Genomic DNA, 18,278 nt, shown 5'->3' with positions numbered 1-18,278 from the left:
TTGCCGCCCGATTGCGCATCATTGAACGCCTTCTGAACGCCTTCCAGCGCATCAAGCGCCTTGGACAGTTTCAGCGGCTCGTTGACATCCCAATCCTTTTGCGGGGCCAGACGGACGCGCGCGCCATTGGCACCGCCGCGCATATCAGATCCGCGGAAAGTTGAGGCCGAGGCCCATGCGGTCGACACCAGATCTGAGACCGACAGCCCGGTTGCGAGAATCTTGGATTTCAGATCGGCCGCATCGGTATCGTCAATCAGTTCGTGATCGACGACCGGGACGTTGTCTTGCCAGATGAGTTCTTCGCTGGGCGCCTCGGCCCCCAGATAACGCGCGCGAGGACCCATGTCGCGGTGAGTCAGCTTGAACCATGCACGGGCAAACGCATCCTGGAACTCTTCCGGGTTCTCGTGGAACCGCTTTGAGATCGGGCCATAGATCGGGTCCATGCGCATCGCCATATCGGCGGTGGTCATCATGGTCTTGACCTTCTTGGACGGATCATGCGCCGCTGGGGCCATGTCCTCTTCTTTGACGTTCACCGGTTCCCAGATATAAGCGCCCGAGGGGCTCTTGGTCAGGTTCCAGTCATAGCCGAACAGCAGGTCGAAATAGCCATTGTCCCACTTGATCGGATTCGCAGTCCACGCACCCTCGATGCCGCTGGTGGTGGTGTCATCCCCCTTGCCCGAGCCGAACTTGTTGATCCAGCCAAAGCCCATGTCCTCGATCGGAGCGGCTTCTGGCTCAGGCCCAACCAGATCGGGGTCACCCGCGCCATGGGCCTTACCAAAGGTGTGGCCACCGGCGACCAGAGCCACGGTTTCCTCGTCATTCATCGCCATCCGGCCAAAGGTGTCGCGTATGTCGCGGCCCGAGGCCAGAACGTTCGGCTCACCATCCGGGCCTTCGGGATTCACATAGATCAGGCCCATCTGCACGGCAGCCAGCGGGTTTTCGAGATCACGCTCGCCCGAATAGCGGCTGTGCGGATTCTCGGTCGGGGCCAGCCATTCGGTTTCGGCACCCCAGTAGATATCCTCTTCCGGTGCCCAAATGTCTTCCCGGCCACCCGAGAAGCCGAATGTCTTGCCGCCCATGGATTCGATGGCACAGTTTCCGGCCAGAATATACAGGTCAGCCCACGAAATCTGGTTGCCGTATTTCTGTTTGATCGGCCACAGCAGACGACGCGCCTTATCCAGGTTGCCGTTGTCCGGCCAGCTATTCAACGGTGCGAAACGCTGATTACCGGTTGATGCACCGCCGCGGCCATCCGCCGTCCGATAAGTGCCCGCCGCATGCCACGCCATACGAATAAACAGGCCGCCATAGTGGCCGTAATCCGCTGGCCACCAATCCTGCGAGTCGGTCATCAGCGCGTAAAGGTCCTCTTTCAACGCCTTCAGGTCGAGCTTCTTGAACTCTTCCGCGTAGTCGAACGTCTCACCCATCGGGTTCGAGGCGGGTGCGTGTTGATGCAGGATCGAAAGGTTCAGCTGGTTCGGCCACCAGTCCCGGTTGGTCCGGGCCTCGGCGCCATGCATAACAGGGCATTTGCCGGCATTCGGGTTGTCACTTCCATCCATTTCAATCTCCAATCCTGGCTGAGGTCTTAACTCGCGTGGGTAATTCCGGGGTGAGCATTGCAACAAGAAGACTGAGGTTTCTTGAAGTATTCCTGAAAAGCCACCCATCCGCGCGATTTGATTTCAGCAATGGTTCGTGGGGAATGCATCAGCGACTCGATCTTCTTGAATGGTTCTAAGTTAGCAAATGCATACCATGCAAAAAAGTTTTGTTTTTGGATCGATGCGATAGCTTTTGATTATATCATAACGAGGGATGGTGCCCGCACCAAAGCAGTGTGGCGACAGCCATCAAGTTTATGCCAATTCACGTTTTCGCAGCGCTGTCTTCCCGCTCCGGCATTGTGCCGCTAAGGTCGCGCTGTTTCGAGTGATGAGGACCGAAACACATCCAAAAGATATTCGAAGGATTCAGCGATGATCACACTCAAAGACGCCAGTTTGTTGCGCCAGTCTGCGCTTGTCGGCGCGCGTTGGATTGATGCGGAAGCCGGGACCGGGCTGGCCGTCACCAATCCAGCCACGGGCGACGTGATCGGTCATGTCCCCAATCTGGGTGCGGCCGAGACTGCTGAGGCCATCGCGGCAGCCGAGGCCGCGCGTCATGGCTGGGCCAAACGCACCGCCAAAGAGCGCAGCCAGATCCTGCTGCGCTGGTACGAGCTGATGATGGAAAACCAGGATGATCTGGGCGCTATCCTGACCGCTGAGCAAGGAAAGCCCCTGGCGGAAGCCAAGGGCGAGATCGCTTATGGTGCCAGCTTTATCGAGTGGTTCGCTCAAGAGGCCCGCCGTGCCTATGGCGACGTCACCCCCAGCCATGCACCCGACAAGCGGATCGTGACCATCAAACAGCCCATCGGCGTTGTTGCTGCGATTACACCCTGGAATTTCCCCAATGCGATGATCACCCGAAAGGCGGGCCCGGCCTTGGCGGCAGGATGCTCGATGGTATTGAAACCGGCCAGCCAGACCCCGTTTTCGGCAATTGCACTGGCCGTTCTGGCCGAACGCGCCGGTTTGCCCGAGGGGTTGTTCTCGGTCGTGACCGGCTCGGCCCGGGGAATCGGCGGCGAGATGACCGGCAACGCGACCGTGCAAAAGCTGACCTTTACCGGATCGACCGAAATCGGAGCGCTGCTTTATGCGCAATGCGCGCCGACGATCAAGAAGCTGGGGCTCGAACTGGGCGGCAACGCGCCCTTTATCGTGTTCGACGACGCCGATCTGGATGCGGCTGTCGAAGGTGCGGTGATCGCCAAGTTCCGCAACAATGGTCAAACCTGCGTCTGCGCCAACAGGATCTACGTGCAGTCCGGTATCTATGACGCCTTCGCCGAGAAGCTTGCAGCCAAAGTGGCGACCCTGCCCACCGGCAATGGTTTTGATGAGGGCATCGTCTTTGGCCCGCTGATCGATCAGGCCGCGGTGGACAAAGTGGCCGAACATATCTCGGACGCCACTTCAAAAGGGGCCGAAATCACCCTGGGCGGCAAGGCACATTCGTTGGGCGGCACATTCTTTGAACCCACCATCCTGACCGGCGTCACTTCGGATATGGCCGTCGCGACCGAAGAAACCTTTGGTCCTGTTGCACCTCTGTTCAAGTTCGACACCGAGGCCGAAGTTGTCGCTTCGGCCAATGACACCGAGTTCGGATTGGCCTCATACTTCTATTCCCGCGATCTGGCCCGCGCCTGGCGTGTGTCCGAGGCGCTGGATTATGGCATGGTCGGCGTCAACACCGGCCTGATCTCGACCGCCGAAGCACCGTTTGTGGGGTCAAAATGTCCGGTCTGGGCCGTGAAGGCTCGCGCTACGGGCTCGATGATTTCATGGAGATGAAATACGTTTGCATGGGCGGCATCGACGCCGAGTAAACGCCCGGAAACGCGTCAGGAGGCGTTGCCCGGTTCCTTCATCAGCGCCTCCAACCCCACGCGATAATTGGGATAGCGTAATGTGACTCCCAGTTCGGTCTTGATCCGATCGTTCCGCACGCGCTTGTTCTCATTATAAAAACTGCGCGCCATCGGGGTCATGTCTGCTTCTTCATAAGGAACCGCTGGCGGCAGGGGCAGACCTTGCAGTTCCGCCGCATATCCGATCACGTCCTGAGGCGGTACGGGTTCGTCATCACAGACATTATAGATCGCACCCGGGTTGGGCTTGGCCATCGACGCGGCCAGAACCCGAGCGATGTCATCCACGTGAATACGTGAAAACACCTGCCCCGGCTTGATGATCCGGCGCAACCCGCCGCGGCGCAGTTTCGAAAAGGGTCCGCGCCCCGGCCCGTATATTCCTGCCAGCCGGAAGATATGCAGGGGCAGGCCCGGAATTGCGGCCCATTGCTCCTCGGCCCGGACACGCCAGCGACCCCGCTCGGCGGTCGGAGCCGGGGGTGTGGTTTCATCCACCCAACCGCCCTGATGATCGCCGTAAACCGCCGTTGTCGACAAATACCCAACCCATGCAAACTGTTTTGCCCGCGCCGCGATCTGATCGTGCAACTCTGCCAAAACAGGATCCCCGTCTGCCTTTGGTGCAGTCGAAATCAGCAGATGCGTGACGCCTTCGAAATCGGGTTGCGATCCCGGCCACACCATCGGCTCGGCACCCGAGGCACGGATCGAACCCATCTGGTTTTCATCGCGCGAGGTTCCGATCACACGCCAACCCTGCGGCGCCAATAGGCGCGACACCGCCCGGGCGGAATAGCCATGTCCGAATGAGAATAATGTGCCTGTCATGCACCCTTGATGATCTGCCCAACAGCGGGATGCAAGCGCCGGATGGACGCACTTGATTCGAATCTGTCTATGCGCCTTCATGACATGATGAGTGAAAAAACACCCAACCTTCACGCCGCCTATGCGCTGAGAACACCCGAAGACAACAAACGCCTCTATGCCGAATGGGCCGGAGACTATGACGAAGGGTTTGCAGCGCTGGAAGATTATCAGCTTCACATCCACACCGCGCGCGCCTTTGTTAAGGCTGGCGGGCAAGGGCCGGTGCTGGATGTCGGTGCCGGAACCGGGCTGTGCGGGGCGGTTCTGTCGGGGCTGGGCGTGGGACCGATCGACGCCGCGGATATCAGCGCTGCCATGCTGGATCAGGCGATGCGCAAGGATATCTACCGGGATGCGATCGAGGCGGATTTGCATCAGGGCCTGCCAGTTCCGCGCGACAGTTACGCAGGTATCGTGTCGTCAGGTACGTTCACCCATGGCCATTTGGGCCCAGACGTTCTGCCCGCCCTGCTTCGCGCCGCCCGCACGGGCGCACAATTCGCGATTTCAATCAACGCCCATCACTACGAGGCACTTGGCTTTGCTGACGCTCTGCAACAACTGTCAAACGGGCGCATTCATAACCTGACTCTGGCTCCGGTACGCATTTTCGGCAACCTCGCCGCAGGGCCAAACAAAGACGACGAGGCCTTTGTCGCCCTGTTCGAAAAGTCCTAAGCGTCAGGTATACATCTGTTTCTTGTAAGCCCGGGTACGCGTCGTCGCCTCGGCTGACCCATCGTGATACGTGCCGAACCACTTGTCGAAAGGGATTTCGGATGTGCCATAGTTACACTCGAAATATCGATGGTGCAGTTGGTGAAAGAAATCTCCGGCACGCGCCGCATCCGTATCCCCGGCTTTCAGCTTTTCAAATCCGGAATGTGAGAGAACCGGGCTGAGCTGCTGGAAATATACGTGAAACAGCAAATGCAGCGGGTGGGACGGGATGATCAGGTGGACGAAATAGGTCGTGAAATACAGAACGTTCTCGAACCAATGGTTCGAGATTCCGGACCATGGACCGACATTGACGTTCCGGTGGTGGACCGCGTGAGCATGTTTGTACAGCTTTGGATGATGCTCCAACCGGTGCACCCAATAAAAATGCAAGCCCGACCACATCGGAATCAGCGCCATCCAGACAACAAACCAGACCGGCGATGCCGCCCAGGTCACAATAGGGACAAATCCGTTGGCCATGGCCCAATAGATCACCCATTGGTAAACGGTTGCCACGGTCATCGCGCTGCCCAAGGTCCACCAGATGTTATCCAATACCTGATTGCGGAAGGTGAAGGTTCCGTTGTCCCGGGTCAGATCACGCCGGTCGAACTTTTTATACATGCCCTGCCCCTTGCGCATGTACAGCCACCAATGCAGGCCGCCTGCGACCAGAATCTGCGGCACCATGTTCAATAACCAGACGCGAAACATCCAGCCCGGCGCAAAACTTTGCATCGCTTCCAGCGGCGGCAGAAAGGCAAAATAGACCACCAGCGCAAAACCCATACATAGCGTAAGCGACGTCAAAGGAAGCCACGCGCCCTGATACCAGCGCAGCACCGCCATCGGCTGGGGCGGCCAACTGAAAAGAGGATTTAGGCCAACCGGTCCTTCGGGCTTGTAGTTCCAGCGTACCGCTTCGGGATCATGCACATCGGCCATGGCGGGCCCCCTTGCTCATCAGGTTGCGTAGTCCGAGTTTTCGGCGCCCAGAACTGCCTTGATCTCGCGCAGATGCGCTTCGGCCTGTCCGGGATAGTGATCCAGTTCTTTTGCGGTCTTCTCGGCAATCTCGTCAGACAGAACCCGCAAAGGCTGCCCGGTTTGCAGCGCTCGGATATAGGTTTCGGCTGCCCGTTCGAAATAATAGAGCCTGTTAAAGGTGTCTGCGACGTTGCTTCCGATCACCAGAACCCCATGATTGCCCATGATCATGACCTTCTTCTGCGGATCGGACAGCATCCCGGCACACCGTTCACCTTCGCTTTCAAACGCCAAACCGCCGAAAGCGTCGTCAATGACGTAACGGTTGTAGAACATGGCCGTGTTCTGATCGATCGGAGGCAGCGAGCTGTCGGCCAGCGACGCCAGGACGGTCGCAAAAATCGAATGGACATGCATAACGCACCGCGCATGCGGACAATGTCTGTGGATCGACCCATGAAGCCCCCAGGCTGTTGGATCAGGTGCCCCGGGCTGCGCCATCACCTCCGGGTCATTCGCGTCCAAAAGCAGCAAGTCCGAGGCGTGAATACGCGAGAAATGCACCTGATTGGGGTTCATCAGGAACTGCGTACCATCTTCGTTGACCGCCAGGCTGAAATGATTGACAACGGCCTCGTGCATATTCAGCCGTTCGGTCCAACGAAAAGCAGCCGCCATATCGACCCGTTCGGGCCAGTGATCAATGTTCTGACGCAGGTTGGCAACGCTCATCTCGAAGCTCCCTTTGGATTCTGGGTCAAATCGTGCCCGTCACTCCGACATTTGACCAACGAAAAAAACCGACCTATCCCATTAGCTGAACTAATGGCTGAGTTATGCAGATGCACAAACCCCTTCCCCCGCTGGGCTGGCTGCGCACGTTCGAAGCGGCCGCCCGCCACTTGTCATTTACCGATGCCGCCCGAGATCTGAATATGACGCAAAGTGCGGTCAGTCAGCAGATCAAAGCGCTGGAGGCCTATCTGGGCCAGCCTCTTTTTCTACGCCGCCCCCGTGTACTGGAACTGACCGAAGCCGGAATCACCTATCTGCCCGTCGTGCGAGAGGCTTTTCGAACTCTGGTCCGCGGCACACAGGCCGTGACTGGCGCGCAGCAAAACGCGGTTCAGGTTCAATGTAACCTCACCTTTGCGGTCAACTGGCTGGCGCCACGCCTGCCGCAGTTTCAGGCACAGCACCCCGAGGTGCAGTTGAACGTCTTTACCGATCTGTGGGAGCCCCGCGAAATGGCCGAAGGCGCGGCGGTTGAGATTCGATTTTCCCTTCGCCCTGCCGACAGGGTCAGAACCGAGTTGCTGCTGACCGGAGACTATTATCCAGTGTGCGCCCCTGGGTATGAGGTCACTTTGGAAACCCTGCAACAGCATCCGCTGTTCGATTGCTCTAACCTGCTGTCGAACTGGGCGGGTTGGGCAGAAGATCAGGCTCTAATATGGACGAATCCGCCCATTACCTACACAACCACCTACCTTGTCTGCCTGTCAGCCGTGATGGCGGGCGGTGGGTTGTGCCTGACCCACGATGCCATCGCAGGCCACCTGATCGAAGAGGGCCGCCTGATCGCGCCGTTCCAGCATCGCACCGCGATGCCCGAGGCTTATTATCTGCTGCTGTCACCGCAGGCCGAGGAAACTCCTGGGGCACTCGTCTTTGCCAATTGGCTACGCGCGCAGATGCCGCCCGTGGCAACAAATCAGACATAGACCTCCACTCAGACAGGCGCTGCCTTTCTGCGCCACGTGACTTTCATCCAGTCACCCCGATAGCCCTGCCGCAGACCTTCGTGACGGTTTCATGATAGCGGCTTGGCGGGGGTTGCACCTTTCCGCGCATTAGGGAAAGTTGGGCCATGGAATACACACCTTTTCCCAGCTGGCCCGACACCGCCCCCCACCTGATCGCAGTTGCCGCAGGGCGCGAGCCCGCCGATATGGTGATCCGCGGCGGTATCTGGATCAATGTTCACAGCCGCGAAGCGCTGCCGGATCACGACATCGCAATTGCCCAAGGTCGCATTGCCTTTGTTGGGCCGGATGCCAGCCATTGTATCGGTCCCGAGACTCAGATCGTCGAAGCGAAGGGGCGCTATTTGATTCCGGGCCTGTGCGATGCCCACATGCATATCGAATCGGGCATGCTGACCCCCGCCGAATTCGCCCGTGCCGTGATCCCGCATGGGACCACTTCGATGTTCACGGACCCCCATGAAATCGCCAATGTGCTGGGCTTGGACGGCGTGCGCATGATGCATGACGAAGCGATGATGCAGCCGGTGAATATCTATACCCAAATGCCCTCGTGCGCGCCTTCAGCGCCGGGGTTGGAAACGACAGGCTACGAGATCACCCCAGATGACGTCGCCGAAGCAATGAACTGGCCCGGGATCATCGGTCTGGGAGAAATGATGAACTTCCCTGGTGTGATCCATGGCGATCCCAAGATGCTGGCCGAAATCGCCGCGACTCAGCGGGCAGGCAAAACTGTGGGCGGACACTATGCTTCGCCCGATTTAGGGTCTGATTTTGCCGCTTATGTTGCTGGCGGACCGGCGGATGATCATGAAGGCACGTGTGAGGCCGATGCTATCGCGCGGGTGCGGCAGGGGATGCGATCGATGATGCGGCTGGGCTCGGCCTGGTATGACGTGGAAAGCCAGATTACGGCAGTGACGGAAAAGGGTCTGGACCCGCGCAATTTCATCCTGTGCACTGATGATTGCCATTCTGGAACACTGGTAAATGAGGGGCATATGAACCGTGTCGTCCGGCACGCGATTGCCTGCGGGTGCGATCCGCTGATCGCCCTTCAGATGGTCACGATCAACACCGCCACCCATTTCGGGCTGGAGCGCGAAATCGGATCAATCACCCCGGGGCGGCGCGCCGATGTCATTTTGTCTTCGGATCTAAAGAAGCTGCCGATTGAAACAGTTATCGCCCGAGGCCAAATCGTGGCCGAAAACGGTGCCATCACAGTCGAGTGCCCGCATTTGAACTGGCCCGAAAGTGCCCGAAACACGGTACATCTGGGTCATACTCTTGGCGCTTCGGATTTTGAAATCCCGGCACCTTCCGGGGCAAATCGCGTACGCGCAAATGTGATCGGTGTCGTTGAAAATCAGGCTCCAACAAAGGCTCTAAAGGCAGAATTACCCATAATCGAAGGTCTTGCCGAAGGCGACGGAGATGTCTGTCAGATCGCCCTTGTCGAACGCCACCGCGCGACCGGAGGGGTTACGAACGCCTTTGTCTCAGGGTTTGGCTATCAGGGTAAAATGGCCATGGCCTCGACCGTGGCGCATGACAGCCACCATATGATTGTCGTTGGCACCGACCGCGAGCAGATGGCCTTGGCGGCCAACCGGCTTGCCGAAGTCGGAGGCGGCATCACCATTTTCCGTGACGGGCAGGAACTGGCGATGGTCGAATTGCCCATCGCCGGCCTGATGTCCGACAGCCCCGCTGCCGAGGTTGCCGCCAAGGCTGATGCCATGGTCGCGGCGATGCAGGCCTGCGGCTGTACGCTCAACAACGCATATATGCAGCATTCGCTGCTGGCCCTTGTCGTGATTCCGGAACTGCGAATCTCGGACCTAGGGCTGGTGGATGTGCGCACTTTTGAAAAGATCGATCTTTTGGAACCCCTTGCATGACAACAACAAAAACACCAGACGCGCCAAAGCCCGAACAGTTTACCGATCCCAAGGCCGCCGTTGCTCGGTTGGAAGACCTTTATAAGCAGGCCACCGAATTCCTGTGCGATTGCTTCGCCGACGCACTGAAGAATGGCACGTCCAGCACACGGTTCAGAGCATACTACCCGGAAATACGCATCAAAACTGCCTCATATGCTCAGGTTGATAGCCGGTTAAGCTTTGGCCATGTATCCGAGCCAGGCGTGCATGTCACAACTGTCACCCGCCCTGATCTGTTCCGGTCCTACCTGACGCAGCAGATCGCCTTGCTTATCAAAAACCACGATCAGCCGGTCACTATCGGCGCATCGGATACGCCAATTCCGGTACATTTCGCCGTCGCCAATAACCCTGACCTGGTGGTCCCCCATCAGGGCGCGGCCGGGTTCACTCTGCGCGACGTGTTCGACGTACCCGACCTGACGACCACAAATGATGACATCGTCAACGGAGTCCACGACGCCGAGGACGAGGTTGGCCCCCTGGCCCTGTTCACCGCCCAGCGCGTCGACTATTCACTGGCCCGCCTGGCGCACTATACCGCGACCGATCCCAGCCATTTCCAGAACCACGTGCTGTTCACCAACTACCAGTTCTATGTCTCGGAATTCGAATCCTATGCGCGGGAACAGCTGGCCGACCCAACCAGCGGCTACACCGCTTTTGTTTCCACCGGGAATGTTGAAATCACGGACCCGAAGGCGACGCTGGAACAACCGCTCAAGCTACCACAGATGCCGACCTATCATCTCAAGCGTGCGGATGGATCTGGTATCACTCTGGTCAATATTGGCGTTGGCCCGTCCAACGCCAAAACTGCAACTGACCATATCGCGGTGCTGCGCCCCCATGCGTGGCTGATGGTCGGCCATTGCGCCGGTCTGCGCAACACACAAGCCCTTGGCGACTTTGTCCTCGCCCACGCTTACCTGCGCGAAGACAAGGTGTTGGATGATGATCTACCAGTCTGGGTGCCGATCCCGCCATTGGCCGAGGTTCAGGTCGCACTGGAACAGGCCGTGGCCGAGGTCACCGAACTGGAAGGCTATGAGTTGAAGCGGATCATGCGCACCGGCACCGTCGCTTCGGTCGATAACCGTAACTGGGAGTTGCGCGATCAATCCGGCCCGGTGCAGCGGCTCAGCCAGTCGCGCGCCATCGCACTGGACATGGAAAGCGCCACCATCGCCGCGAACGGTTATCGGTTCCGGGTTCCTTATGGCACTTTGCTATGCGTTTCAGACAAACCATTGCATGGAGAATTGAAGTTGCCAGGCATGGCGTCATCCTTCTATACCACACAAGTCAGCCGTCATTTGGCGATCGGAATACGGGCGATGGAGCACTTGCGCGGCATGCCGTTAGAGCGTCTGCACAGCCGGAAATTGCGTTCATTTGATGAAACAGCCTTCCTCTGAAGCAAAAAAGCAACGATTTCCCCATATTTTTAGGGTTTTCCACGCTACTATTCGTTGTGTTCGCCCACAATATCCCGTTACAGTTACGCGGTGAGGCCCTATGTATCGGGCACGTTAAGGAGACCAAGAAATGGCAAAGCCTATGACAAAGACTCAGCTGGTTGCTGCTCTCGCTGAGGAAATGGGAACCGACAAGAAATCCGCGAACTCCGCGCTGGAGGCCATCACCGGCCTGATCACACGCGAAGTTTCGGCTGGCGGTGCTGTGACCCTGCCCGGCGTTGGCAAAATCTACTGCCGCGAGCGCCCCGAGCGCATGGTGCGCAACCCCGCCACCGGCGAGCAGTTCAAGAAAGAAGCGGACAAAGTGGTCAAGATGACCATTGCAAAAGCTCTGAAGGACAGCGTGAACGGCTGATTTCAGCTTTCACCGCGACATGATTGAGGGCCGCCGTTTGGGGGCCCTTTTTCTTTGCGCGTTTGAATGACAAAGTCGGCGTTCTCTGAACTGTCTTTTCGGCGCCGATGATGTCGTGCAATTCGATCAGCGCGCAGCTTTTGTACCCGCCTTGGAAATATCAATTTCGAAATGCTTGCTTGGGGAACGTTTCGAGAAATCCTCTTCAATCTGGCGCAGAATTCGCCTCTGACCACCATAGGGGACCATCTCAACAGCATCCTCAAATCGCACCCAGCGATAAGCGCTGTGTTCAAAGTTCAGGGTGACCTTGGCAGTTTCGTCGACGTAGGCAACAAACACAGGTGCGATGTTGATGACATTCTGGGTCGCCCCGTAGTATGTTTCGCAAATATCGCTGGAATAGAACCTTTGCGCCTCAAGCCCGGTTTCTTCCTTTAGCTCACGCAAAGCAGTTTCCCAGGCCTTTTCGTGATCCTCCATGCGCCCGGAGATATGCGACCATTCACCAGCCAATGTCTGAGTTCGCTTCAACAGCAATACTTCATGACCGTGATCACAGGCCCGCAAGGCAAAAAGAAATATGAGTGAAGACCGTACAGGAATTTCCGCCAACTTATTTCCTCACGTTGAGAAATCGCTTGAGCATTGCCTAGCTTGCGCTGGGGCAAACCTCAATGTCGGCTTTGCTCGCAAAACAATGAGCATTTGATCCTCGTTGGCAGCACCGCTTAGTGAAAGTTCAAACTCCGGTCTTCTTGCAGCCCATTTGCGCGCCATACTTGCGGCTTGTCGGAAAATCAGGAACAGTCCCGGCGACGGGACAAGGGGGGCTCCATGGATCTGCGCGCTATCGCCATGGGGCTGAGCTTTGCCCTGATCTGGTCTTCTGCATTTACGTCGGCACGCATCATTGTTGCAGATGCCTCGCCGCTATTTTCGCTGGCGCTTCGGTTTCTGATTTCAGGCGTGATCGGCGTCGCGATCGCACGGGCTATGGGGCAAAGCTGGCATCTGACGCGGGATCAATGGCGGGCCACGATCCTATTTGGAATTTGTCAAAATGCCCTGTATCTGGGTCTGAACTTCTATGCGATGCAAACCGTCGAGGCTTCGGTCGCAGCAATAATCGCCTCAACCATGCCTCTACTGGTGGCTCTGACCGGTTGGCTGCTGCTGGGTGAGAAGTTGCGTGCGATGGGAATCGCGGGCCTTTTGGCAGGCTTTGCAGGCGTTGCACTGATTATGAGCAGCCGAATCAGCGCCGGGGTCGACATGTTCGGTGTCGCGCTTTGCGGCATGGCAGCTTTGGCCTTGACCTTCGCCACGCTGGCAGTGCGCGGAGCGACATCAGGCGGGAATTTCATGATGGTAGTGGGCCTGCAGATGTTCGTGGGCTCAGCCACGCTGTTTGTCGCTGCTCCGCTGTTCGAGACGATCTATATCCATCCAACCGTTCCGCTTGCGCTGGCCTTCATCTACACGACGCTGTTTCCGGGCCTGTTGGCCACGCTGATCTGGTTCACGCTGCTGAACCGAATTGGCGCGATACGTGCCGCGACCTTTCATTTTTTGAACCCTGTGTTCGGTGTTGCCATAGCTGCCGCCCTGTTGGGTGAAAAGCTGGGTCCAATGGATGTAATCGGTGTTGGAATAACAACGCTGGGCATTCTTGCGGTACAACTTTCGCGGCAACCTGCGGCAAATCCTGCCTGACGATACGCACGACTCCGCGAGGCACCTGAAACAAGCCTTTGCTTTCAGCGCGCAATCACCATCTACTGTGCCAACCCAAATTCACCGGAGGAGCCATGACCCAGTATACCAAAGACCCCGAGGCCATCGCCGCCCTCTCACCCGAAGAGTTTCACGTCACCCAGCGCAGCGGCACCGAACGCCCCGGCACCGGGAAGTATCTGAACAACAAAGAACCGGGCATTTACGTGGACATCGTCTCAGGCGAACCGCTGTTTGCCTCGACCCATAAATACGAATCCGGTTGCGGCTGGCCCAGCTTTACCAAACCCATCATCCACGCGCATGTGGAAGAGTTTCGCGACGCCACCCTTGGCATGATCCGGACCGAAGTCCGCTCGAAACATGGCGACAGCCATCTGGGGCATGTGTTTCCGGACGGTCCGCGCGAACACGGTGGGCTGCGCTATTGCATTAACTCTGCCGCCCTGCGGTTCATCCATCGTGACGAGATGGAGGCCGAAGGTTACGGCGAATACCTGATCCATGTGGAGGATATCTGATGACCGAAGAACGCGCTGTTCTGGCCGGTGGCTGCTTTTGGGGCATGCAGGACCTGATCCGCAAACTTCCCGGCGTCTCGCGCACCCGCGTCGGCTATACCGGCGGTGACGTGCCCAATGCCACCTATCGCAACCACGGCACCCATGCCGAGGGGATCGAGATCTGGTTCGACCCTGCGCAGATTTCATATCGCAAATTGCTGGAGTTCTTCTTCCAGATTCACGACCCGACGACGGTAAATCGTCAGGGCAATGATCGTGGAATGAGTTATCGGTCCGCCATTTACTATGTGGATGACGCACAGAAACAGGTCGCTCTGGACACCATCGCAGACGTAAATGCCAGCGGCCTCTGGCCCGGCAGGGTCGTAACCGAACATGAGCCCGTCGGCGAATTCTGGGAAGCCGAGCCCGAGCACCAGGATTATCTTGAACGCATCCCCAACGGCTATACCTGCCACTTCCCTCGCCCCGATTGGGTTCTGCCCAAACGGGTGGACGCAGCCGAGTAAGGCCTGAAATCAACCGGCGGCCACCCTCGGGCGGCCGCTGGCTTCGATTGTAACAAGTGCTTCGACAAACACGTCTTTGCCTTCGATCTGTGCGGTACGAATATCCCGATCCACAATCACGTGGATGTCCTCGGCCCCCGCCTCGCGCACAGATTTCTCGGTTTCGTGGCGCAATACGGTTTCCAGCATATCAAGCGCCGAGTCCGCATCACCGAAATCCTGCGGGCCATCCTCAAGATGAACGCGAAAACGACCTTCGGACGGCACCGTGACCGTACCCGCGCGCCGCAAAGTCAGCCGCCCCACAACCGCCCCAATCGCGTTGGCCACCCCGGCATGTTCGGGAAGGATCATGTTGCAACGCAACCGATTGCCAACGGCCGTGTAATAGCTGGGGGCAGACGCGCCCAAACCCACCACATCCACATTCAGGGCCGCGTCCAGCGCCAGCAAACCGCGATGCCGCACCAAACCACGCTGCGTCAGCACATGGCGCGCCAATTCATGAGGATCGACGCCAAAATTGTCTGTTTCTTCGGAAAAAGCAGCCTCTAATAAGGTCAAACTGGTTTGCTCTGTAAGCTGATCAATGATCATCTGCGCCAATTGCTCTGGCGATTTCGCCAACAACTCACCCGAACCAACCCGCTTGCGCGCGATCAATTCCAGCGCTTTGGTTGCAGCCGCGCCATCCCATTCCGCTAAACGCCCCAGAACGTGGCTGGCATCCGATGGCGTCACACCCGAAACCTGCACAATCCCCCGATCCACCAACCGGTTTAACGCTCCGTTCTCCATGCGATTCTGCAACAGCTTGCTCAGCGGCAAGACTCGATCTCCGATGCGTTCCAGCAACATGGCTTCGCGGGCACCCACACCGTCGGCTGATACGCCCGGGACACAGCGCGCAAAGCGGGTATCATGCTCTCCTACCGTGGTCGCACGCAGTTGTTCATCCAGTGCGGCATGCACAACCTCGGGCGCCTCTACCGCAATCAGCGACACGGGCAGAACCCGGCGAGGGCCAAGAAACAAGCCCCCATTCAGACCCTGAACCTCAACATGGACCTGACTGTCGCCCCCCAGACCGTGCGTGCGCATCGCGACCGCTTCGACCATGGTGCGGAACCCACCTACCCGAGCTCCTGCCGGATCAATCGCCGGCTTGCCATCCCGGATCAAGGCCACGTCAGTGGTGGTCCCACCGATATCGGATACCAGAGCGTTCTCGACCCCGGTTAACCATCGCGCCCCGACAATCGAGGCCGCAGGCCCGCTTAGAATGGTCTCAATCGGGCGTTCCCGGGCCTGCTCGGCGCTCATCAGCGCGCCGTCGCCACGCACGACCATCATCGGTGCGGTGATTCCAAGCTCGTGCAACCTGTCCTGCGCCCGCCCGATCAATCGGTCGATCATCCCAATCAGGCGCGCATTCAACACCGCAGTCACAGCCCGTTTTGGTCCGTTCAACTTGGCCGACAATTGGTGTGAACAAGTGACCGGAACGCCCGTATGCTCTGCAATAATCCGAGCAACCTCTAACTCATGCGACGGATTCCGCGTCGCAAACTGCGCCGCGACGGCATAACCGGATATCCCAGAATGTGAGTCTAAAAAAGCCAACAAGGCAGCTGTATCCAACGACGCCGCCTCATTTCCCGCATGGTTATGGCCGCCCGACAAGATCAAAGCCGGGTCGCCCTTCAACGCATCCTTCAAGCCATGCTTTTCCAGATCACCGTCCCGGAAACCGACATAAACCAATGCCACGCGCCCGCCTTGCCCCTCGACCAAAGCATTCGTGGCCAATGTGGTCGACAAGGATGCCAACGCAATCTTGTCTGGCGCAACCTTGGCGTCCTCCAACACAGCAGAAATGGCATTGCCGACCCCGATCGCCAGATCTTCTCGCGTCGTCAAAGACTTGGCCGATGCCACGACCTCTTCTTCATCCCGAACCAGAACGGCGTCCGTATAGGTTCCGCCGGTGTCCACACCCAAAGCCAAAGCCATAGGGTCCTCCATCCATTCGCCTGGATCGGGTGTAGCGGCTAAACGCAGCGCGTCCAGCCTGTTTGCGGCATTTATTCCAGCTGTTCCACCGCCCAGCGTGCTGCATCAGCAACAGCCGGATCCCCGTCTTCGGTCAAACCCTGCGCAACAGGCAAAAGGCCGCGCTTGCCCGAGTTCCCAATCGCATACAGCACATTGCGCACAAATCGGTCCCGCCCAATCCGCTTGATTGGCGACCCCGAGAATTTCGCCCGAAACCCCGCATCATCCAAAACCGCAAGCTCAGAAAGCCTAGGCGCGATCAAATCCTCACGCGCCGCATAGCGCATGTCGCTGGCCTTGACGGCAAACTTGTTCCACGGACACGCGGCCAGACAATCATCGCAGCCGTAAATCCGGTTTCCCAGCTTGCCGCGTAACTCTTCGTCCACAGGCCCCTTATGTTCGATCGTCAGGTAGGAAATACAACGTCGCGCATCCAACTGATAAGGCGCCGGAAATGCATCTGTCGGGCAGACATCCAAACAGGCACGGCACGACCCGCAGTGATCCACCTCTGCCATGTCAGCAGGCAAATCCAAAGTGGTAAAAACAGACCCTAAAAAGGCCCAATTTCCCCAATCGCGGCTGACAAGGTTCGTGTGTTTACCTTGCCACCCCAACCCCGCCGCGTGACCCAGTGCCTTTTCGGGCACCGGCGCAGTGTCCACAAACACTTTCACCTCACCCCCGGCCTCGGCGATCAACCACCGCGCCAGCCGCTTGAGCCGCTTCTTGACCAGATCGTGATAGTCCTTGTTCTGCGCATAAACAGAAATCGCGGCGCGGTCCGGGTAGTCCAACACCTCCAGCGGGTCATGCTCAGGCGTATAGCTTTCGGCCAACATCACGACCGAGCGCGCCTCGGGCCACAACGCAGCAGGATCTCCGCGCCAATGCATCCGCTCAGCCATCCACCCCATCTGGCCGTGGAATCCGGACGCAACAAACGCCGCCAATCGTCTCGGAACCTCGGGCACATCCCATGGCCTGCACACCCGGCACGAGACAAACCCCTCGGACAGCGCCTGCTCCACAAGCCTGTCCTTCAACTCCGATCCATTCTTCATCTGGCCCAAAATATCCTCAGGGGTGAATTGGCCCAATGGGCCAAGAGGGGGCAGACAGCCCCCTCTACCACCCTATCAAAAATCAAGATCCGCGTAATGGGGCGGTGGCCGAAAGCCAGGCACCTGATCTGCCAGAATAGCCCGAAACGCCGGGCGGGACTTGATCTTGGCGTACCAATCCTTGACCGCGATATTCCGGTTCCAATCCACGTCAGATATGTAATCCAACGCCGACAGATGCGCGGCGGCAGCAAAATCCGCCAATGTCATCTGGTCTCCTGCCAGCCAACGCCGGTGATCCAGCAGCCAGGCCATGTAGTCCAGATGATACTTTATCGCCCGCGCGCCTTCCTTAACGTTCTTGCTGTCCGGATAACCCTGACCGGTTACTTTCTTGTTAACCCGCTCATATAGCAGCTTCGAGGTCACCTCGTGGTGAAACTTGTCATCAAACCAGCCCACCAGGCGCCGAACTTCGTACCGCGCTTCCGGCTGTTTCGGCATCAAAGGGGGCTCAGGGCGGGTCTCTTCAATATACTCACAAATCGCAGCGCTTTCCGACATGACACGCCCATCCAGGCGCAAAACCGGAACCTTTCCAGCCGGATTCCGGCGTAGAAAATCCGGATCCTGTTCCCAATACCTTTCCTCCACCAGTTCGACCTCGATCTTTTTCTCAGCCAGAGACAGGCGCACTTTGCGGCAATAGGGGGACAGGGGGACGTGAAACAGACGCGCCAT

At 58.1% G+C, this 18,278-nt stretch carries 16 protein-coding genes and 1 pseudogene (1 of these 17 cut by a window edge); 9 read left to right on the top strand and 8 right to left on the bottom strand.

What is annotated here, in order from left to right; all coding sequences use genetic code 11:
- Positions 1-1,589 carry the 5' portion of a catalase/peroxidase HPI gene (katG, locus tag ACP0GE_RS12645; RefSeq protein WP_424832292.1) on the bottom strand. It extends 613 nt beyond the left edge of the window, so 1,589 of the gene's 2,202 nt are visible here — the first part of the coding sequence; the start codon lies at positions 1,587-1,589; its stop codon lies beyond the left edge, outside the window.
- Positions 1,590-2,006: 417 nt separating this feature from the next.
- On the opposite strand from katG, the pseudogene ACP0GE_RS12640 reads away from it, so the two are divergent.
- Positions 2,007-3,469: pseudogene (locus ACP0GE_RS12640) on the top strand (NAD-dependent succinate-semialdehyde dehydrogenase).
- Between the two features lie 15 nt (positions 3,470-3,484).
- On the opposite strand, the gene ACP0GE_RS12635 reads toward ACP0GE_RS12640, so the two are convergent.
- Positions 3,485-4,342, bottom strand: a complete 858-nt coding sequence (locus ACP0GE_RS12635) for an SDR family oxidoreductase (RefSeq protein ID WP_424832291.1) — start codon at positions 4,340-4,342, stop codon at positions 3,485-3,487.
- Between the two features lie 87 nt (positions 4,343-4,429).
- On the opposite strand from ACP0GE_RS12635, the gene ACP0GE_RS12630 reads away from it, so the two are divergent.
- Positions 4,430-5,062 carry a class I SAM-dependent DNA methyltransferase gene (locus tag ACP0GE_RS12630; RefSeq protein ID WP_424833851.1) on the top strand — a complete coding sequence of 211 codons (633 nt, stop codon included), beginning with the start codon at positions 4,430-4,432 and terminating at the stop codon, positions 5,060-5,062.
- Between the two features lie 3 nt (positions 5,063-5,065).
- Here the strand turns inward: ACP0GE_RS12630 and ACP0GE_RS12625 are convergent, their stop codons facing one another.
- The gene (locus ACP0GE_RS12625; protein WP_424832290.1) at positions 5,066-6,052 is read right to left on the bottom strand and encodes a sterol desaturase family protein; all 987 of its coding nucleotides are present in this window, start codon (positions 6,050-6,052) and stop codon (positions 5,066-5,068) included.
- Between the two features lie 18 nt (positions 6,053-6,070).
- Positions 6,071-6,826, bottom strand: coding sequence for a class II aldolase and adducin N-terminal domain-containing protein (locus ACP0GE_RS12620; RefSeq protein WP_424832289.1), 756 nt, complete (start codon positions 6,824-6,826; stop codon positions 6,071-6,073).
- A 110-nt stretch (positions 6,827-6,936) separates the two neighbouring features.
- Between ACP0GE_RS12620 and ACP0GE_RS12615 the strand changes: the two genes are divergently transcribed.
- The 4 genes from ACP0GE_RS12615 to ACP0GE_RS12600 all read left to right on the top strand — a co-directional run bounded on the left by ACP0GE_RS12615 (position 6,937) and on the right by ACP0GE_RS12600 (position 11,645).
- Positions 6,937-7,818 carry a LysR family transcriptional regulator gene (locus ACP0GE_RS12615; RefSeq protein ID WP_424832288.1) on the top strand — a complete coding sequence of 294 codons (882 nt, stop codon included), beginning with the start codon at positions 6,937-6,939 and terminating at the stop codon, positions 7,816-7,818.
- Between the two features lie 146 nt (positions 7,819-7,964).
- Positions 7,965-9,767 (top strand): adenine deaminase, encoded by a 1,803-nt coding sequence (gene ade, locus ACP0GE_RS12610; RefSeq protein ID WP_424832287.1) that lies wholly within the window; start codon positions 7,965-7,967, stop codon positions 9,765-9,767.
- Positions 9,764-11,227 (top strand): AMP nucleosidase, encoded by a 1,464-nt coding sequence (locus tag ACP0GE_RS12605; RefSeq protein WP_424832286.1) that lies wholly within the window; start codon positions 9,764-9,766, stop codon positions 11,225-11,227. The genes ade and ACP0GE_RS12605 overlap by 4 nt, the downstream gene beginning before the upstream one ends.
- Before the next feature lie 130 nt (positions 11,228-11,357).
- A complete protein-coding gene (locus ACP0GE_RS12600; RefSeq protein ID WP_170453278.1) occupies positions 11,358-11,645 on the top strand; it encodes an HU family DNA-binding protein in 288 nt (95 codons plus the stop codon).
- A 126-nt stretch (positions 11,646-11,771) separates the two neighbouring features.
- Here ACP0GE_RS12600 and ACP0GE_RS12595 read toward each other — a convergent pair whose 3' ends face one another.
- Positions 11,772-12,260, bottom strand: a complete 489-nt coding sequence (locus ACP0GE_RS12595) for an NUDIX hydrolase (RefSeq protein WP_424832285.1) — start codon at positions 12,258-12,260, stop codon at positions 11,772-11,774.
- A gap of 222 nt (positions 12,261-12,482) precedes the next feature.
- Here ACP0GE_RS12595 and ACP0GE_RS12590 point away from each other — a divergent pair, with 222 nt between their 5' ends.
- From ACP0GE_RS12590 to msrA, 3 genes are all read left to right on the top strand, one after another.
- A complete protein-coding gene (locus ACP0GE_RS12590) occupies positions 12,483-13,361 on the top strand; it encodes a DMT family transporter (protein WP_424832284.1) in 879 nt (292 codons plus the stop codon).
- Positions 13,362-13,456: 95 nt separating this feature from the next.
- Entirely contained in the window at positions 13,457-13,903 is a 447-nt protein-coding gene (gene msrB, locus ACP0GE_RS12585) for a peptide-methionine (R)-S-oxide reductase MsrB (RefSeq protein WP_424832283.1), read from the top strand.
- The gene (gene msrA, locus ACP0GE_RS12580; protein ID WP_424832282.1) at positions 13,903-14,415 is read left to right on the top strand and encodes a peptide-methionine (S)-S-oxide reductase MsrA; all 513 of its coding nucleotides are present in this window, start codon (positions 13,903-13,905) and stop codon (positions 14,413-14,415) included. Before msrB ends, msrA begins: the two co-directional genes overlap by 1 nt.
- 9 nt (positions 14,416-14,424) lie before the next feature.
- Here msrA and ACP0GE_RS12575 read toward each other — a convergent pair whose 3' ends face one another.
- The 3 genes from ACP0GE_RS12575 to ACP0GE_RS12565 form a co-directional block, all read right to left on the bottom strand.
- Entirely contained in the window at positions 14,425-16,428 is a 2,004-nt protein-coding gene (locus ACP0GE_RS12575) for a hydantoinase/oxoprolinase family protein (protein WP_424833850.1), read from the bottom strand.
- A gap of 71 nt (positions 16,429-16,499) precedes the next feature.
- The gene (gene queG, locus ACP0GE_RS12570) at positions 16,500-17,537 is read right to left on the bottom strand and encodes a tRNA epoxyqueuosine(34) reductase QueG (protein WP_424832281.1); all 1,038 of its coding nucleotides are present in this window, start codon (positions 17,535-17,537) and stop codon (positions 16,500-16,502) included.
- A gap of 75 nt (positions 17,538-17,612) precedes the next feature.
- Positions 17,613-18,278 carry a glutathione S-transferase family protein gene (locus ACP0GE_RS12565; RefSeq protein ID WP_424832280.1) on the bottom strand — a complete coding sequence of 222 codons (666 nt, stop codon included), beginning with the start codon at positions 18,276-18,278 and terminating at the stop codon, positions 17,613-17,615.

Origin of the sequence: Ruegeria sp., assembly GCF_965243365.1 — a bacterium.
Taxonomy (GTDB): Bacteria; Pseudomonadota; Alphaproteobacteria; order Rhodobacterales; family Rhodobacteraceae; genus Ruegeria.
This window is presented reverse-complemented; position numbering and strand designations above follow the sequence as displayed.

What these genes read in the sequence shown, in the direction of transcription:
- ACP0GE_RS12615 (WP_424832288.1), top strand. Translation starts at nt 6,937, where the DNA reads ATGCACAAACCCCTTCCCCCGCTGGGCTGGCTGCGCACGTTCGAAGCG.
- ACP0GE_RS12575 (WP_424833850.1), bottom strand. Translation starts at nt 16,428, where the DNA reads ATGGCTTTGGCTTTGGGTGTGGACACCGGCGGAACCTATACGGACGCC.
- ACP0GE_RS12620 (WP_424832289.1), bottom strand. Translation starts at nt 6,826, where the DNA reads ATGAGCGTTGCCAACCTGCGTCAGAACATTGATCACTGGCCCGAACGG.
- msrB (WP_424832283.1), top strand. Translation starts at nt 13,457, where the DNA reads ATGACCCAGTATACCAAAGACCCCGAGGCCATCGCCGCCCTCTCACCC.
- ACP0GE_RS12590 (WP_424832284.1), top strand. Translation starts at nt 12,483, where the DNA reads ATGGATCTGCGCGCTATCGCCATGGGGCTGAGCTTTGCCCTGATCTGG.
- queG (WP_424832281.1), bottom strand. Translation starts at nt 17,537, where the DNA reads ATGAAGAATGGATCGGAGTTGAAGGACAGGCTTGTGGAGCAGGCGCTG.
- ACP0GE_RS12625 (WP_424832290.1), bottom strand. Translation starts at nt 6,052, where the DNA reads ATGGCCGATGTGCATGATCCCGAAGCGGTACGCTGGAACTACAAGCCC.
- msrA (WP_424832282.1), top strand. Translation starts at nt 13,903, where the DNA reads ATGACCGAAGAACGCGCTGTTCTGGCCGGTGGCTGCTTTTGGGGCATG.
- ACP0GE_RS12600 (WP_170453278.1), top strand. Translation starts at nt 11,358, where the DNA reads ATGGCAAAGCCTATGACAAAGACTCAGCTGGTTGCTGCTCTCGCTGAG.
- ACP0GE_RS12630 (WP_424833851.1), top strand. Translation starts at nt 4,430, where the DNA reads ATGAGTGAAAAAACACCCAACCTTCACGCCGCCTATGCGCTGAGAACA.
- ade (WP_424832287.1), top strand. Translation starts at nt 7,965, where the DNA reads ATGGAATACACACCTTTTCCCAGCTGGCCCGACACCGCCCCCCACCTG.
- ACP0GE_RS12565 (WP_424832280.1), bottom strand. Translation starts at nt 18,278, where the DNA reads ATGGCGCGTCTGTTTCACGTCCCCCTGTCCCCCTATTGCCGCAAAGTG.
- ACP0GE_RS12635 (WP_424832291.1), bottom strand. Translation starts at nt 4,342, where the DNA reads ATGACAGGCACATTATTCTCATTCGGACATGGCTATTCCGCCCGGGCG.
- ACP0GE_RS12605 (WP_424832286.1), top strand. Translation starts at nt 9,764, where the DNA reads ATGACAACAACAAAAACACCAGACGCGCCAAAGCCCGAACAGTTTACC.